At 53.3% G+C, this 16,224-nt stretch carries 22 protein-coding genes; 1 reads left to right on the top strand and 21 read right to left on the bottom strand.

Features of this window, described 5'->3' with window-relative positions:
- The first annotated feature begins 2 nt into the window (after positions 1–2).
- Positions 3–611, top strand: a complete 609-nt coding sequence (locus tag BLT02_RS03920; RefSeq protein WP_347474890.1) for a C-GCAxxG-C-C family protein — start codon at positions 3–5, stop codon at positions 609–611.
- Between the two features lie 373 nt (positions 612–984).
- On the opposite strand, the gene BLT02_RS03915 is transcribed toward BLT02_RS03920, so the two are convergent.
- The 21 genes from BLT02_RS03915 to essC form a co-directional block, all read right to left on the bottom strand.
- A complete protein-coding gene (locus BLT02_RS03915) occupies positions 985–1,299 on the bottom strand; it encodes a WXG100 family type VII secretion target (protein WP_092991775.1) in 315 nt (104 codons plus the stop codon).
- A gap of 2 nt (positions 1,300–1,301) precedes the next feature.
- Positions 1,302–1,529 carry a hypothetical protein gene (locus tag BLT02_RS03910; RefSeq protein ID WP_092991773.1) on the bottom strand — a complete coding sequence of 76 codons (228 nt, stop codon included), beginning with the start codon at positions 1,527–1,529 and terminating at the stop codon, positions 1,302–1,304.
- A gap of 90 nt (positions 1,530–1,619) precedes the next feature.
- Positions 1,620–1,910: a WXG100 family type VII secretion target gene (locus tag BLT02_RS03905; RefSeq protein ID WP_092991771.1), complete on the bottom strand. Its 291-nt coding sequence runs from the start codon at positions 1,908–1,910 to the stop codon at positions 1,620–1,622.
- Between the two features lie 120 nt (positions 1,911–2,030).
- Entirely contained in the window at positions 2,031–3,419 is a 1,389-nt protein-coding gene (locus tag BLT02_RS03900) for a hypothetical protein (RefSeq protein ID WP_092991769.1), read from the bottom strand.
- A gap of 181 nt (positions 3,420–3,600) precedes the next feature.
- The gene (locus BLT02_RS03895; protein WP_092991767.1) at positions 3,601–5,010 is read right to left on the bottom strand and encodes a hypothetical protein; all 1,410 of its coding nucleotides are present in this window, start codon (positions 5,008–5,010) and stop codon (positions 3,601–3,603) included.
- Between the two features lie 145 nt (positions 5,011–5,155).
- The gene (locus BLT02_RS03890; protein WP_092991765.1) at positions 5,156–6,196 is read right to left on the bottom strand and encodes a radical SAM protein; all 1,041 of its coding nucleotides are present in this window, start codon (positions 6,194–6,196) and stop codon (positions 5,156–5,158) included.
- Positions 6,197–6,210: 14 nt separating this feature from the next.
- Positions 6,211–6,558 (bottom strand): hypothetical protein, encoded by a 348-nt coding sequence (locus tag BLT02_RS03885; protein ID WP_092991763.1) that lies wholly within the window; start codon positions 6,556–6,558, stop codon positions 6,211–6,213.
- A gap of 157 nt (positions 6,559–6,715) precedes the next feature.
- On the bottom strand, positions 6,716–7,045 hold the full coding sequence (locus BLT02_RS03880) for a WXG100 family type VII secretion target (RefSeq protein WP_092991761.1): 330 nt from the start codon (positions 7,043–7,045) through the stop codon (positions 6,716–6,718).
- A gap of 35 nt (positions 7,046–7,080) precedes the next feature.
- Positions 7,081–7,377, bottom strand: coding sequence for a hypothetical protein (locus BLT02_RS03875; RefSeq protein ID WP_092991759.1), 297 nt, complete (start codon positions 7,375–7,377; stop codon positions 7,081–7,083).
- A 129-nt stretch (positions 7,378–7,506) separates the two neighbouring features.
- Positions 7,507–7,818, bottom strand: a complete 312-nt coding sequence (locus BLT02_RS03870) for a DUF4176 domain-containing protein (RefSeq protein WP_092991757.1) — start codon at positions 7,816–7,818, stop codon at positions 7,507–7,509.
- A gap of 51 nt (positions 7,819–7,869) precedes the next feature.
- On the bottom strand, positions 7,870–8,160 hold the full coding sequence (locus BLT02_RS03865) for a DUF4176 domain-containing protein (protein WP_092991755.1): 291 nt from the start codon (positions 8,158–8,160) through the stop codon (positions 7,870–7,872).
- 1 nt (position 8,161) lies between these two features.
- The gene (locus BLT02_RS03860; protein ID WP_092991753.1) at positions 8,162–8,455 is read right to left on the bottom strand and encodes a DUF4176 domain-containing protein; all 294 of its coding nucleotides are present in this window, start codon (positions 8,453–8,455) and stop codon (positions 8,162–8,164) included.
- Positions 8,445–8,789: a DUF4176 domain-containing protein gene (locus tag BLT02_RS03855; protein ID WP_175453679.1), complete on the bottom strand. Its 345-nt coding sequence runs from the start codon at positions 8,787–8,789 to the stop codon at positions 8,445–8,447. The genes BLT02_RS03860 and BLT02_RS03855 overlap by 11 nt, the downstream gene beginning before the upstream one ends.
- Positions 8,790–8,842: 53 nt before the next feature.
- Positions 8,843–9,136 (bottom strand): WXG100 family type VII secretion target, encoded by a 294-nt coding sequence (locus BLT02_RS03850; RefSeq protein ID WP_092991749.1) that lies wholly within the window; start codon positions 9,134–9,136, stop codon positions 8,843–8,845.
- Between the two features lie 5 nt (positions 9,137–9,141).
- Positions 9,142–9,459, bottom strand: coding sequence for a DUF4176 domain-containing protein (locus BLT02_RS03845; protein ID WP_175453678.1), 318 nt, complete (start codon positions 9,457–9,459; stop codon positions 9,142–9,144).
- A gap of 22 nt (positions 9,460–9,481) precedes the next feature.
- Entirely contained in the window at positions 9,482–9,811 is a 330-nt protein-coding gene (locus BLT02_RS03840) for a DUF4176 domain-containing protein (RefSeq protein WP_092991745.1), read from the bottom strand.
- A 27-nt stretch (positions 9,812–9,838) separates the two neighbouring features.
- The gene (locus BLT02_RS03835; RefSeq protein ID WP_175453677.1) at positions 9,839–10,171 is read right to left on the bottom strand and encodes a DUF4176 domain-containing protein; all 333 of its coding nucleotides are present in this window, start codon (positions 10,169–10,171) and stop codon (positions 9,839–9,841) included.
- A 20-nt stretch (positions 10,172–10,191) separates the two neighbouring features.
- Positions 10,192–10,503, bottom strand: coding sequence for an STAS domain-containing protein (locus BLT02_RS03830; RefSeq protein WP_092991741.1), 312 nt, complete (start codon positions 10,501–10,503; stop codon positions 10,192–10,194).
- A gap of 210 nt (positions 10,504–10,713) precedes the next feature.
- On the bottom strand, positions 10,714–11,076 hold the full coding sequence (locus tag BLT02_RS03825; protein WP_175453676.1) for a WXG100 family type VII secretion target: 363 nt from the start codon (positions 11,074–11,076) through the stop codon (positions 10,714–10,716).
- A gap of 25 nt (positions 11,077–11,101) precedes the next feature.
- Positions 11,102–11,344, bottom strand: coding sequence for an EsaB/YukD family protein (locus BLT02_RS03820; protein ID WP_092991737.1), 243 nt, complete (start codon positions 11,342–11,344; stop codon positions 11,102–11,104).
- 28 nt (positions 11,345–11,372) lie between these two features.
- Positions 11,373–16,145 (bottom strand): type VII secretion protein EssC, encoded by a 4,773-nt coding sequence (gene essC, locus BLT02_RS03815; protein WP_175453675.1) that lies wholly within the window; start codon positions 16,143–16,145, stop codon positions 11,373–11,375.
- Between the last annotated feature and the right edge of the window lie 79 nt (positions 16,146–16,224).

Below are 16,224 nucleotides of genomic sequence, written 5' to 3'. Positions count from 1 at the left end.
AAATGAAAAGGCGCCCGGGCGGGACGGTCCGGCGCCGGCAGCAGCAGGAGCTCCCGAAGCATGCTTCGGGAGCTCCTTTTATGAAGGGCTGCACCAGGCATCCGGGCTGCCCGGTATTGCTTAAAGGACAGGGTACAGACATGAAGTATGATCACGCAGAGAAGGCACAGAAATATTTTCTCGATGGTTACAACTGCGCACAGGCAGTTTTTTGCGCTTTTGAAGATCTGACAGGCCTGGACGTAACTACGTCGGCCAGGCTGGCTTCCTCCTTCGGGGGCGGCATGGGGCGCCTGCGGGAGGTCTGCGGCACGGTGAGCGGAGCCCTGCTGGTGCTCGGGATCGTGTGCGGATATGACGACCCCAAGGCAGGGCAGGCCAAGACAGACCATTATCATCTGGTGCAGGAATTTGTCAGGCGGTTTCGTGAAATAAACGGGACGATCCTTTGCAGGGAACTGCTGGAGGGAGTAAAGACTCAGCCGGGGAACGATCCCGAGGCCAGGACACCGGAATACTACGCCCGGCGTCCCTGCCTGCGGCACGTCGGGGAAGCCGCCCGGATCGTGGATGAACTGCTTTCCGGGCCCTCTGTTTTTCCAAAGAGATAAGTTAAGAAGTTACCGTACAGACCTCCTCGAAATTCGAGGCGTTTTTCGCGGGTTTTTCGCGAAAAACCCGAGTGGAACGGCATTCGCCCCATTCGCGAAGCGAATTCAGCATGGGCGAACGCAAGTTACTGCATTGCGAAGCAATGATTCCGCCCCTCGAGGGGGCGTGTTCAGTAACGTTAAAAAACGCAAGGGGAAAGTCACGGTTTACCCGGGACTTTCCCCTTGCGTACTGCCTGAATGTTGTTCGTACAAGAAAAGCTGTTTAAAAGCTGTTTAAAAGCTGTTTATAAAAGCTGTTTTTAAATACTGTTTATAAAAGCTGCTTATAAAAACTGTTTATAAAAGAGATCAGAAAGAAAGCAGAAAGAAATCAAAAGACGGATCCGGGAAGGCTTCCGGCCTGCTCGGTGTTGGCTGTCTCTGTCGTCTCGTACTCAGTTGCGATGGTATTGAGCTGCTGTACCATCCTGGTGATCAGCTGCTGCACAGCCGCAACGTCATTGTACAGAGTGTTGAATCTGGACGTGTACTGGGTAGCAGCCTCACCGCTCCAGATCCGGCCTGACAGGGTCTGGACGATCTCGTTGGCGGAAGCGGCCAGTTTGGTGATCTCCTGTCCTTTGGTATCAAATTCCGTGGATTTCTCTTTCACCTGCTCCGGTGTAACGCGCAAGAAATTTGCCATAATTATACTCCTTTATCAATAGGCTTTTCATACCCGGCATATCTTATTTCTTTATTATTTCTTTGAGCGATTGCTATAGTAAAAACCAGTAATACCCGGGTTTTTGTTATTTCCTGATACTCTGCTCCTGATACTCTGCTCCTGATGCCCTGCTCCTGATGCCCTGCTCCTGATACTCTGCTCCTGATACTTTGCTCCTGATCCGGCTCCTGGTGTCTTGCTGCCGGCATAGAAACCGCCAAAGCAGGGCAGCTGACAGCAGGTCAGCAGACAGTTCGCTGACATCTGTGTGTCTGGGGATTTCAGCAAAAATGAGTCCGTCAGCTCTGTGCCGTCTGGATATTCTTTGCCTCGGAATTGTTGTACTTGACCGCGATCTCATTGAGTGTCAGGAAGTAATTCTCCAGAGCGTTGACAAACAGCAGCATCTTCTGCTCGTTCTGGCCATAGGTGTTGTGGAAGGCATCGTGCGCTTCACCTTCCCACATTCCGGACAGCGTCTGCTCAAGCTGACCCAATTCCTCGATCTTGGTGCGCATCTGCTTGGAAATCTGTTGTAACTCTGCAGCTTTGCTCTGCAATTCAGTACTGGTTACCTGAAATTCTGCCATGTTTCTCCTCCTTTTCTTTGAGCGGATTTTTCTGGCGGCATTATTTGTATTTGTTCCGGTCGATCGGCCGGATACGTGCTTGAAAGAATAAAGGATCGGTGAAGGTCTGCACACCAGGCACTACCATCGCCTGAACCAGTCGACAGCGGCTCTGGCAGTATTGACAATGACCTTGCCGATATCCTTAATGACACTGCCGACTTTGGAAAAGTCAATACTGACATTGATGTCAAATCCGATGCCGAGAGCAGCACCGATATTGGCTTTGAACTGGCTCCCGTCAAAACCGACCTCAAATTTTGCGGACATTCCCACTTTAACGGATGCTTCCGCCGCAACCTCGACACCCAGCAGACGGCCGCCGCCGCCGGCTGTTGCTCGCAGGAGATCTGCCCCGACGGCTCCTGAAGCGACAGCGACAAATTTGCCGCCGACCCATCCGATCGTTGCATCTGCTTTGGCATAGACTTCGCCGGCTACTGCGCTTGCGCTTCCCATAACTCCGGCGTATGCAGACCCGGCATCACCGCTTGCGGAGGCGCCTGCTAATGTAAAGGAAGCGCCTGCCTGGGCACTCAGGCCATAGGCCCTGACAATGTCGCCCTCGGGCGTTTCATACAGGAAAGCACCGACACCTGCATGCACGTTTGCCTGGGCCCGCAGGACATAGGCTTCGGCGTTATACTTGATGTAGTCGGTTTCGCGGTTGGTCTGCGCACCGGCAAGTGTCCAATCGCAACTATATTCCGCATAGATCTCTGCGATCGTGCCTGTTTTCGAGGGAGCGAACGGTGCGTCGCCTTTGGGATCTGTCTTGTATTCGCCCCAGGCTTTCTGAGTTTTCTCATCCCTGAGCGGCTCATAAGACTTTTCGTAATTCCCGATACTGAGTCCTGCAGCCCAGGTAAAGGTTTCCCTGTCCTTATAGGAGCCCTCGTCGGGATCATTGATCGCTTTGGTCTGGCCGAATTCAAGCTTTCCGGATTTATCAAAAGGAGCATTGTACCAGCTTGCGCTCTCATCGTCATCCGTCCACTGGCGTTTGCCCCATTCCCAGGAGGACTCTTCGGATTCTTCTTCATCAGACTCGCCGCTTTCGGCACTTATGCCGCCGACTTCGGAGAATCCTGTAACGGATGTGTCTTTATTCTCAGCCGGCATAATCAGATCCCTGAGTTCACCGCCGGCCAGAGCCTTTTCCGCATTGTCGTAGGTGATGGCAATGTTGCGGAGTGCGTAAGCCCCTCCCTCCAGCATACCGACATTCCGGAAGAACTGGTCCTGTGCATCAGAAAGTCTTTTCAGTTGACTGGAAATACAACCGGAACCGGATTGACTGATCGAACTGAGATCAGCCTTTGCGCCTTCAATGCTCTTTGCTGCATTACGAAGAGATGTGCAGCAGTCCTGAAGCTTTCCGGCGCTCTGCTCGACTTGTTCAGTATTTATGACCAGGAGATCATCCGGGCTGGAACTGCCTGCGGAGAGTTTTGCCGATTCTGTTCCCATGATTTTGCCCCTTACGCAGTTCTGTCTACATTGCCTTTACTCTTCATCGCGCAGTACCCGTGTTTTCAGACACGGGATACACGCGTGAAAAGAAATTTCGTTTCATCGTCCAATACCCGAGACTTTCAGTCATGGGTATTGCGTACAGGACTCGAGAACGAGTCTTGAAATACCCTCCTGTCTACCATCGTCGTGGGAGGATTCTGCGGATAACTCTTCCTACTGTTCTTCCCACTGCTCTCACTCCGTCCACGATAAACTCTCCGACGTCCTTGAGGATACTGATCGCTTTGGAAAAGTCGATACTGAAGCTGAGCTCAACTCCGATTCCCAGCGCAGCGCCGATATTGGCCTTGAATTTACCGCCGTCAAATCCCACCTCGAATTTGGCGGATACGCCGACTTTGAAGGAAGCAGAACCCTGAACCTCAATGCCCAGTGCTCTTATACCCCCGGAGACCGTGGCCTTGAAAGCGTCAGCGCCGACGGCGCCCGTCGCAACAGCGACAAACTTACCTCCGACCATACCGATCGTGGCATTTGCCTTGGCATATACATCCCCGACTACTGCAGAGGCGCTTCCCATGGCGCCCAGATAATTGCTGCCAAAATCACCGGCTGCCGCCGCTCCTGCCAACGTAAAGGATGCGCCTACCTCGGCAGTCAGGCCATAGGCCGGAACCGTTTTCCCGTCCGCAGTTTTATAGAGATAAGCACCGACACCGGCGTGGACCTTGGCCTGTGCGCGCAACACGTAGGCTTCCGCGGCATAAGAGTATGTATCGGTTTTTTTGACCGTCTGTGCGCCCGCAAGTGTCCAGGAACAGGAATATTCCGCATAGATTTCTGCGATCGTTCCGATCTTAGTGGGCGCGAATTTATCGTCGCCTTTTGTTTTTGTAGAATACTCGCCTTTACTTTTCTTATCACCGGTCACAGGATCATTATATTCCAGGGGGTTTTTCTTAGCTCCAAAACTCCCGAGGGTTATACCGGCAGTCCAGGCGAATACTTCCTGGTCTGTATAGCCGCCCTTGTCGGTCCAATTGATTCTTTTCTTCTGACCGATCTGTAATTTGTGTGTATAATCGAAGGGCTTCTCGTACCAGGCTGCATCTTCCATATCCGTCAGGCCTTCGCGTTTATTCCATATCCATTCGGAGGCGTTTGACTTCTTATCCTTCGACGAATCGCCTCCCTTGCCGGAATCACCGGAATCGTGAGAAGAACCGCCGGAGCCGGAGGATCCGTCATCCGGCCAGATCAGATCTCTGGTCTCGCCGCCGGCAATGGCCTTTTCCGCGTTGTCGTAGGTGATCCCAATATTGCGGAGCGTATAAGCCCCGCTCACCAGATGGGCGACATTTTTATAAAAGCTTTCTTCAGCATTATAAAGAGCCTTAAGCTGTCCGGAAATACAGCCTCCGCTGGCGTTGTTGATCGCCTTCAGCGATTCACCGGCAGCTTTGGCAGGCTTCTCCGCATTTTTTAAAGAAGTACAGGAATCCAAAAGATGTCCTGCTTTCTGTTCAATGGTTTCAGTACTGATCACAATGAGATCATCCATACTGGTTCCGTCACCTGTTCCCATATACTAACCCCTCACAAACAGTTTAAGGTGTCCACTTATCCTTGAGACCCTGTACGATCCGATCGACTTGTCCTTGAAACCCTGTACGATCGATCGAGACTTATTCTGCACCCCTTCCGTATCTGTGTCTTCCGGGCTTCAAAGGTCAATGATCAGCCAGCGGGCATCCGGGGAAACCCGCCAGAAGGCTGTCCCCCAGTTTCTCCCCGATTTCCATACAAGGCAGGCAGTATGCCTGCAGCCGGCACCCCGTACATGGAGGGCACCGGTGGTCCTCTGCAGTGCGCAGTTTCTGCAGAACGGCAGAGTCATTCCAGTATGCATCCAGGGACTGATACCTTTCCGGAAGCAGAATGTGCCGGCATGGTGTATAAGCTCCGGACGCATTGACACTGTAGCTGTCCCTTCCGGCACCGCAGCCGCGCTGGATACCCAGGTTGAGATTGCCGGTAAACAGGGATTCTCCCACAAGAGCACGCAGCGGTGAAAAGCAGGACTCCACACCGATCTCCAGAGGACCGGCGTAAGAGCGGATCTGCCGGGCAACAGCAGTCATTTGTTCCCGCGACGGAAAACCTTCCAGGTGTCCGGCTGCATCCGGCTTGAGTCCCATGACAACAAGCTGGTCGACGCGGCAGTCCTCCGCAAGGCGGATCATGGAAGAGAAATCCTCCGCATTTGTCCTGTGCATGACCCAGTTGATCCCGGTCTGTGCTGACAGGATTCCTCTCTCCCGCAAAGAAGCCAGCAGGCCCAGAGTCCGGACTGCCGCTTCATAGCCGTCCCGGGTCTTTTGGTTGATCTCTCTGGTACTTCCGTTGAGGGAGATGTAGATCTGGGATACACCGGCATCGAGCAGTCCGCGCAAAGCAGCTTCGTCAGCCAGTGCTCCGGAAAGAGCCACGGCACTCACGAGCCCATAAGACGTACAGGCCCGGATCAGTTCTTCCAGACCGGGATAGCAGAGCGTCTCCCCACCGCTCAGATTCACATCGCGGACGCCGAAGGCGGCCGCCTCCCTGATGTGGTGAAGGGCTGTCTCCAGCGGCATACGGCGCGAGGGATCCGCCTCCACATAGCATTGCGGACAATGCAGGGGACATTCACCGGTGAGCTCCAGATTCATCTGCAGAGGTCTTTTCAAATAACGGGCAGACCTGGCATGCAGGGCCGGCATTTCATTCATCTGCAATGCCCCGCTCAGAAGACACCCGGCATGATCTCGTGCGGGTCAAGTCCCAGCGACCGGATCTGTTGTTTGCTGTATTCCAGATACGCGGCCAGAATATCCTCCGCCGCCTTCCTGATATCCAGACAGTCCTGTACGATATCGTTCATTTTCGCATTGGTCTTCTGCACGTACTTATTCGATGTCCCGCCCTGCCATACTTCCTGAACCTGTGCCAGTGTGGGGAAGCAGTCTTTTTCCACCACATCATACATAGCGGCGGCAGCATTTCCAATCGCGGTGCAGTCCTTGTGAACCTTCTGGATATTATCTGCAATGCTCTGAAGCATAGCCTTCATGGTGGCTTCTGTAAGACTCATTTTTTATTTCCTCCCGAAATGATCTGAAAGGAGTGATGGCGATCCTGTCCCCGGATGTATTCCGTTTTCTGTAAACAGAACGTTCCCGGACACACTCCTGCCAGGGGGTGACCATGATATTCTCAGCCTGCATCTGAATGGACAGTCTGCTCACGGATCAGAAAATATCTGTTCGCAGGACATTGCCGCGCTCCGTGTTCTTTACCTCTGCCTTCTGATATCCTTCGCTCACAATAAACAGACGGAAGGCTTCATACTGCATATCGTCGATATAGTTGTTGTACACTACGGCATCCTCATTGAACATCTTGACATGGCGGTCCTGAGCGATCCCCGACCAGGACTGGAGTATGACGCCGATCTCTTCGTTGATCGCGTTATAGGTGTTCATGATGGTAGAAACGATCTCATCGATCTGCCCCGAGGCCGTATGAATAGATTCCGGGGAAATCATCAGATTCCATATGGTATTCGTATTCTCTGCCATAATTATCCTCTCCTGGTGACAGCTGCCGGAAACTGTCAGAACATCTCGTCGATCAGACCGTTGACAATGCGGTTTGCATCTCTGTAGATCTGTACGGCCTTGTGCTCATAGTTCACAACATCCTGCATGCCGTTGATGACAGTTGCCAGCGTATCCTGTTTGACATTGAACCGGCCGAAATAGCTGTTGCTGGCGATGCCTTCCCATTTCCTGGAGAGGTCATCAGCAACTTTTTCCAGCAGTTCCCTCTGCTCGGCCAGCTTAATGGTATTCTTGCGGTTGTTTTCGCACGACTGGCTCAGGCTGGCGATATTGACAGCGATATCAGACATATTTTTGTCCTCCACCTATATATACTATGCACATATTATGCAGCGCTGCAGCCCGGACGGGTCCGGGTCATCAGAATTCCGGTTCCATATTTTCCTGATGTGTGTATGTACCACGCCGCCACAGGCATATTACTGCCCGAGATCATCCAGTGTCATGCGGCCATCCCTGAGCATCGCGAGAATGTTTTCAATATGCTGTGTATATTCCAGGGACTCGTCATCCATGTATCCATAGGCATCGATCTGGACAATGTCTTCATTGTCCAGCAGTACCATATGGTCACCGTCAAAATAACCCTGCGGAAACAGAACGGCGGAATAGTCCGTCACTCTCTTTGTCACCGGATTGGCCTGACCCTGTCCTACGATCTGCAGCTGCTGCTGCGGGGCTTTCTCAATCCGTACAACACTTCCGATGGGCAGTAATCCTTCAATATTCATGTCTGTCCTCCATGTCGAATCCGGGTCAGGTGCTTCTGTACCCGGATTCCGTTACCCCTTCTTTTCCTGCAGGAAAGCCTCCAGCCTGCGCTGCAGGTCCATCTCTGCATCATTGATATATCCGACGCGGCAAATGTAGGTAATATCACTGTGATCATGAAAGATCAGGTGGTCTCCGTCCAGATAACCTTCCGGAAAAGGCACAGAACAGTAATCGTGCAGGTCTTCCTCACCCGCTTTTCTCTGCACGCGCCCGATGATCAGCAGCCTCTTTTTCACATCGCCGATCCGCACGACACTGCCGATCGGCAGCAGTCCATGAAATCGCATTCTGTTCCCCATCTCACACCCCCGCGGCACTTTCCCGGGCTTTACGGTTGGTTTCCTCTTCCGCAGCCTGATTTGCTCTCGATTCCTCGTCCAGATACCCGACCGCGTAGATGATCTCGATATCGCGGTGGTTGAAATTTGCCACCTGGTCCGGTCCCAGAAATCCCACCGGATAGAAGCAGCCGCAGTAATCGAAGATCCTGCCTGTCTGTTCGTCCTGCATGTTGCACCCGATGATCATCAGGCGTCTTTCCTCGCCCTCCACTTTCACCAGGCTTCCGACAGGCAGCAGATGATCATATCTCATTCGGCGCTCCTTTCTTCCACGGTGTCCGCATCGCCTCCTCGAAGGTCATTTTACCCTCCCGCAGATCCCGGAGTCTCTGCTCTGCGTGATCCAGAAAGCTGTAGGTCCCTTCATCCAGGTGTCCGACTGCATAGATCCGGTCGATATCCTCATGCTGGAACATAATGACCCGGTTCGGCCCCGCGTAGCCCTCGGGAAAGGGGACTGCACAATAGTCATACAGTTTCTTTGTCTCTGCGTTTGCCTGCACCAGTCCCATGATCTGCAGACGCCGGGTGGCGCCCTTGAGCATCACCACACTGCCGGGCGGCAGGATTCCGCTCCATTGTGTCATGCTGTTTTCATCTCCTTCCTCTGTTTCCCGGAAGCTGAATCTTCCGCGGGAAATCATAAAGATTCAATTTTACTCTTATTGTTAAGCTCTGTCTCCGCGTACTCTGTCCCGATCTTCTGCAGGGCCAGACAGTACTTTTGCATAAGTTCGTGATAAGACTCAAGAGCCGAGATATCATTTGTCATGACCGACTGAAAGACCCGGTCCGCCTCCCCCTCCCAGATTCCGGTGAGTTCGGAATGAAGCTGTCTGAGCTGCTCGATCTTGCCGGCAAGTTTCTCGTTGTCGGCGTTGAGCTCATTCATAATTCTGACGATATCCGTAGGATTTACCAGATAATCCGACATAGTACTCACCTCTTTTCCGGCACAGGGGTAACACCGGACCTCAGATAATTGCTGAGCTTGTCCTCCAGTTCAATCTCCACCTCATCGATATATCCGACACGGCAGATGCTTCCGACATCCTCATGATTAAACAGATAGATATGGTCCCCGTCTGAAAAACCTTCCGGGAACAGGACCGCACCGTAATCATAGGTACTGCCCTGGCCGTCCTCCCGGTCGATCCCGCGCCCGATGATCATCACCCGTTTTGTCCCTGTTTTGGTCGTTACCACGCTGCCGATGGGAAGCAGACCTTCAAAAATTTCATTATGCTTTTTATCCATGATCCACCCTTTCCGGTCATTGTCAGCGGTCAAAAGACCGCCCTGTTCCAAGCAGCTCATCGACGGTCATCGCGCCTGTGCGAAGCTTCTTATTTTCCATGACAGCCTCCTGCTGAAAGGCTCTGGACTCCTCGTCCAGATATCCTACTGCATAGACAGCCTCAATGTCATCATGGTCGAAAATGTACACATGGTGGTCATCTGTATATCCTGTCGGGTACAGGACCCCTGAATAATCGAAGAGCTGTCTTGTCTGGAGATTCACCTGATTACAGCCCATGATCATGAGGAGATCCTTTCCTCCTCTGATGCGTATCACACTTCCGATCGGAAGCAGTCTGTCGTATTTCATCGTTCACTGTTCCTCCTGCAGCCTGAATCAGACATTGGTGTGACCGCGTCTCTCAAGCAGCTCTTCCACGGTCACTCGTCCTTCCCGAAGATCATCGCGCAGCTCTTTCAGATGCGCAAGCGCCTCCCACTCACCGTCATCCAGATGACCGATCGCGTTGATCAGGCGGATATCCTCATGCTGGAACATTGCAAGCTCATTTTCGTCTATATAGCCTTCCGGAAAGGGAACCGCCGCATAATCATAGACCTTGTGCGTAACAGCATCCGCCTGGACCTGGCCGATGATCTGCATGCGTTTGTCCGAACCGTTCAGCAGGACTATACTGCCCAGCGGCAGGAGCCCGTTCCATTTTACCATTTCTTCTCCTTTCCGGATCATCACCCTGTTTTTCTGATATCGAGGAATGATGTCATTCCACTCAACTGCAGGGTTTCCATGACCATTTCCTGCGGATCTTCCAGAATCAGTTCACCATCCCTTATATTCATCTCTTTCTGAAGCATAATGATGTTCCGGAGAGATGTGGATGTGAGATAAGTGACACCGGCCAGATTAAGAACGATTTCTGTCACATCATCCCCTAATTGATCGATGATCATTGTATACCATGCGGATGCATCCTTCCCGGACAGCCTGCCGGTGATTACAGCTTTCAGGGTATGATTCTGTTTATTAAGTTGTATGTCCATTTACTTCTTCCTCCACGGTTCCGGTTCTTTCTGCCGGCCTGGTGTTTTATTCTTCATCGCTCAATACCCGTGACTTCAGTCGTGGGATACGCGCGCAAAAGGGAATCCCGCGGCTTAGGGGCTGTTCCTGTTTACTTAAGGAAAATCTGCACATCTTTTTCCGATCATTTTGTCAAAAAGCCCCGGCGATGTTACCGGAACTGCCCGGGATCAGAAAATATTACCCGGGAGCCCGCCGGATAAATCTTTCGCCTCTGTTTCCACAGCTGCGTACTGGCCTGCGATGATCTTCAGATTCGAGGCATGTTTCTGCAGAAGCGGCGTATATTGATTGATGGTATCCTGCAGAGTTTTGAATCTGGTCACAAAAGCAGACTGGGCTTCTCCGCTCCAGATCCGGCCGGTCAGTTCCAGCGCCTTCTCCGTCATATGTGTTGTGAGGAGCATGACATCGGACGCATTCGTATCCAGATCTACTGCCTTGCGCGTGAGCGTTTCCGGCGTGACGCGGATCGTCCTGCTGATCAGCCCGGACCCTCCGGATCCGCTCTGTTCCCTGTGTTCGTCTGCCATATTGGTTACCTCCCTTACGATCATTTTACACCAGGATCAGTCTGGCGCCGTCGCCGATCCCGCATCCCGAAAGGGTGTTGTCCGGGGGAAGACGCCGTCTCTGTTCTCTGGAATGCAGTTCAAAAGCCACAGGAGGATCCTCCTCGCGCAGCTTTTTGGAAATGACCTGCCTCATTTCATTAACTATATCATAAACAAGCCGGTTTTCATCTGCTTTAAACTCAAATTTCTCCTGAACAACAGGAACATGCACTTCAATCAGGATCATGCTCTTCTCCTTGTTCTGTACCTCCGGATCACCCGCCTTTTTTGCCGGAGCGGCCGGCTTTTCGAACAGCCGGAACCACGATCTGCTGTGCGTCTTCACTGTCTGCAGCTTTGGGGAGCTGGCCGATACCGGGCTTTTCCGCTTTGTTCTGTTCTGTAAAAGGTATATGGGAAAAATTCATATAGGTGTTCTGGCTGGTATTGCCGCCGAAATGGATGCCCTGGCCGGCACCGGTTATGGAGTCAGCCAGAGTATAGCCGGCGATCTTGGCCTTGTCCTCGAGAGACAGGCATGCGAACAGATAAACCAGGTGTCCCTCGCCCCTGAGTGCCAGATTTTCAAGAAAACCGGTTATACCGTGTTCGTCGCCTTTGAGTATGCCGATCAGCCAGGGGAGATCATCGATCATCATAAAGATCGGACCGTACTGGTCTGACAAACGCGTAAAGATCTCCTCCGGCAGGAGGTCTTCTTTTTCAAGCTCCTGCCTGGCGGCACGGCGCTTCACGAACTCGTCCGCCAGACTGGTGCTGCACAGTTCATACAGGTGTTCCGCATCCGATACCAGCGATACCGCATCCGACTCCGGAAGACCGGGCGGCATGTCGGGAGCGATCAGAACGATCCGTGCCTTTTCCTTATGAAGCGCGGATAAAGCCGCCAAAGACAGGAACGATGTTTTGCCTGATTTCGCCATGCCGGTGATCAGATAGATGAATACAGAGGAAAGATTCAGGCTGTAGATCTCCGCATTGTCCTCCCGGTATCCGACCGGGAGCAGCGCGGGATCCGCAAAAGCTTTCTGCACCTCTGGCAGAGCTTCGAACCCCGCCCAGTCCGGGTTTTCCGGGATCTGCGGCACCTTTCTGGCCGCGGGGCCTTCCCAGGCGCCGGCCAGGACTGCACATTGGTTTTCGATCTTTTGCATTCTCTCGTAATCATCCCGGGCGGGAAGACTGAGGGCAGTCTGATATTCCAGGACCTTTCCATCGATCACGCACAGGCCGCGGCCGTGTACGCCGGCTTCGGGTACGACCTCAAAGCGCATGGTATGTAGATAGTCGGTGTATGCGAACCGGTCCTTAAGCTCCAGACACAGACAGGTCTTGATGTTGCCGGCCAGCCGGTTGGGGATATCAGAGAGTGAGAATCCGCCGCCGGAAAGCAGCAGGAAGATTCCGTTGCTCTCGCCTTCCTTGGACAGGCGGATCAGCGCGGGCAGATAGCGTTCTCCTGTCTTTTCATTGAATGCGCTGAAATTGTCGATCACGATCAGGATCGAAGGATACTGCAGACCGTTGGCGCGGTAATACTGGCTGTAGTTACCCCCGCGGAATACCTTTCTGCGCTCGTCAAGGATCTTGCCGATCATATTAAAGAAACGGGAGATCTTTTCATCGTCCCCCTCGTACATAATGCCGCCCGTGTGCGGGAGATTTTCAAATACGGCCAGCATCTTGCTGGAGAAGTCGATCCCGTACACATTCAGATAATCCGGAGAGTAGCGGTTGACCAGGGCGTATACGATCGTCTGCAGGAGAGTGGACTTGCCGGTCACTACCTGTCCGATGACCGCATGGTGCCCGCCTGTATCGAAGCTGATCCTGAGCGGTTTCTGTATCTGATTGGAGGGGTCATCGACCAGACCGATCACTGCATTCAGCTCCCATTTGTCTGCTGCGGGAACGGTCCAGCGGCCGTCGTGGAAGGCTTCCTCCCGGTAACCCGGGATCTCATCCAGGCAGATCGAAGTCTTCAGGGGCGGCAGCCACAGACGGTGGACCGCTCTGTAACCCTCTTTCTGTGCGATGCCGGCCAGATATTCCTTGACCGCACTGAGCTGGGTCTTTTCTTCCTTTTGGCTGTCCGCGGCCGCGTCACGCCTGCTGCCTGAGCTGTCGGCTGCAATAATATCGTCCCTGCCGGTCATGGTCAGCATTCTGGTCAGTTTTTCACTGTCCACTTCATCCGGATTATATACAGCCCCGCTGAAGCCGGACTGGAACAGCTCGTAAACCTCGTCATTGCCTACCTGCAGATAGCAGCGGCCGGCCTGGGTGATAAAGGCAGCGTCGGGTTTTCCCAGCATGTCCATACTGTCTTCCTTAGTCTGCACGCGCAGGCAGAGCCGGAATTTGGCGTTGGAAGCGATGTTTTCATCGACTGTTCCGGCAGGACGCTGTGTGGACAGGATCAGGTGAACGCCCAGGCTTCGCCCGACCTGGGCGACACTGATGAGTTCCTTCATGAAATCAGGTTCTTCCCGCTTCAGTTCGGCAAACTCATCGATGATGATAAACAGATGGGGGATCGGTTCCTCCACATCGCCGCTTTTGTACAGCTTGGTGTATTTGTTGATATTGTTGACCCCCGCGCTGTTGAACATTCTCTGGCGCCGGCGGTTCTCACTTTTGATCGCCATCATGGCGCGCCGGATCTGGGCACCGGAGAGGTTGGAGATGGAACCCAGAAGGTGGGGGAGTCCGTCAAAGAGGTTGGCCATTCCGCCGCCCTTGTAATCGATAATAAAGAAGCCGATATCATCCGGGCTGTATTCGATCGCCAGAGACAACAGATAGGTCTGCAGGGTCTCGGACTTACCGGATCCTGTGGTGCCTGCCACCAGTCCGTGCGGTCCATGGTATTTCTCATGCACGTCCATATACATACGGGTATGGCCGCTCTTGATGCCCACCAGTCCCTTTATATTTTCGTAGATCCGGTTTTTGCGCCACAGTTCCTCCGCGTGCAGATCATTGAGACGGTGTACACCGTACATTTCAAAGAAGGTCACTGCATCCGGGATCTCGCCGCCCTCGTCGGTCTCCTGGACCCGCACGCCGGCGATCGAGGAAGCAAAACGGTCGAGAGTATGTGTTTCCACATGGTCAAATTTTACCTCCCGGTATTCCTGCGATACCTCCTGTGTTTCCACGATCCCGCAGAAGGTTTCGTCATTCTGCAGTACATAGCGGCACTCGTTGGGCAGATGCTCGATCGTGTCGGACAGGATCACTGTCGTCAGCCCCACTTCCTCAGGTACTTCAAAAATATAGTGGGCGATCAGCTCTCCCCGGATCAGGGCGGGATCAGAAAGGAAGAGGACGTAATGAGGCACCCGGTCCCTGTAATCCTTGTCCAGGTCGGAGATTTCATCCTCGCGATTGCGGAGGATTGAGGACAGTTCATAGCTGACATCGCCGATCTGATCCGCATTGACCGCCGTCATGCGCATGCTGCGGTTGGCAGAGAAGCTGTGCGGAAGCCACCTGGCGAAGTCCCACTGGCCCAGATTGAGGGAACGGTTGTCCTCGTAAAAAAAGATCATACGCACATCGCTGCAGCTGTGCGTCGCGCACAGTTGGGCGCAGATGACGTGCATCAGTTCAATGGCGCCCTTTCCGCCCTCTCCGCCGGCGATACCGATCAGGGGGTGCTCCGCCAGATCAAGCAGGATCGGCATATCATAGAGGGTGGCAAAATTGTCCCTGATATAACGGGGTTTATCGCGCAGCTGATCCTCTGTAATGTAGAACTTTTCCTCCGGAACGTCGATATCCACCTGAAAAGGGATGTCGCCGGTCCCGATCCGCACCTTGAGGAAATCCTCCTGCCTGCGGTTGCGGTTCCACAGTCCGGGACCGATGCCTTCCGTCAGAAGGCTTTCCGCCGAAGGATACATCTGCTGCAGGGATTTTGCGTTGCTCTCATATTTTTCACGGATCTCATCGGTCTTCTGGATCAGGTAATTGCTGTAGGCTTCAAAGCGCCTGCTCTCTTTTTCCTGATGCTTTTTCTTCTGCCGGGAGGTGCTGGAGACTGCCAGAAAAGCAGCTACAGATCCGGACGCGACTGCCATCACCAGTCCTGAATACATCATAATGGAATTGCCGTAGCCGGAGACCCTGCTGGCATAAATCATCAAAAAGCTGGCGAGCATCATGGGAATGACCATGGCAATGGACTGCAGTATCGCTTGTGCGGTCGAGCGGCTGTCCTCCTCCTCCAGCTCCGGAACGGCTTCGATTTTGATCGTACCGTCATAGATCCTGGGCAGGATGCGGGGAGAACGATGAAAGACAGCGAGGGGTCTTTCTCCGGTCCGGGATTCAACGTCGGTCCGTTTACGACCTGCCGGGAGCATGCCATCCACTGCCGCATGACGTGTTTCCAGCCCGGGTGCCAAAGCGATCTCCCGGGTTCCTGTCAGCACTGCCAGGTCGTCACCCAGATACATAAAGCGGAATCCGGGGATCTCGATCGTATCTCCGTATTCCAGAAATGCCTCCGCGCGGATGGCTTCGCCGTTCAGATAGAAAGGCCCGGTCCTGGGAACCACACTGAAACCATGCCAGTCCCTGGTCACCAGAAGACCGGCGTTTTCAAAGTTAAATCCGGAGGGGATCCGTATCTCGTTTTTTTCCCCGGTTCCGATCCGGACGCGGTGGAGGCTGGCGAGCGGGATATGAAGCGCAGAGGAAAACAGCGAAGACCTGATGCGTATAAGCGCGTTGATCCTCTCATTGTCCGCTGTAACAAACTGAAGCAGGGCACCGTCCTGGAGCTTGTAGTCTCCGATGACAGGTGTGACGCGCTCCCGCATCCGCTGATAGATCCGGCAGGGGTTGTTGCTTTTCAGGATCCACTGGCCTTTTATGCATTCCAGAAGGATCTTTACATCATCCTCCAGCCAGAACCATTTCTCGTAGAGAACGATTTCATGATCCGCGTTCTCGATCGCGGGCAGGAGGCTGCTCCTGCATCCCTGTTCGTTAAAAAAAGTAATGATTGTACTGCTCATATGCTGTACCATTCCAAGGGCTGACACTGTCGCCAGATTTGCTGCTGATCAGGCCGTTTCCGGTCAGGCCCCGGCCGGG

This window comes from Sarcina sp. DSM 11001 (genome assembly GCF_900101015.1).
GTDB lineage: Bacteria > Bacillota > Clostridia > Lachnospirales > Lachnospiraceae > CAG-791.
The sequence above is the reverse complement of the archived record's forward strand: the minus strand, read 5'-3'. Positions and strand labels throughout refer to the sequence as shown.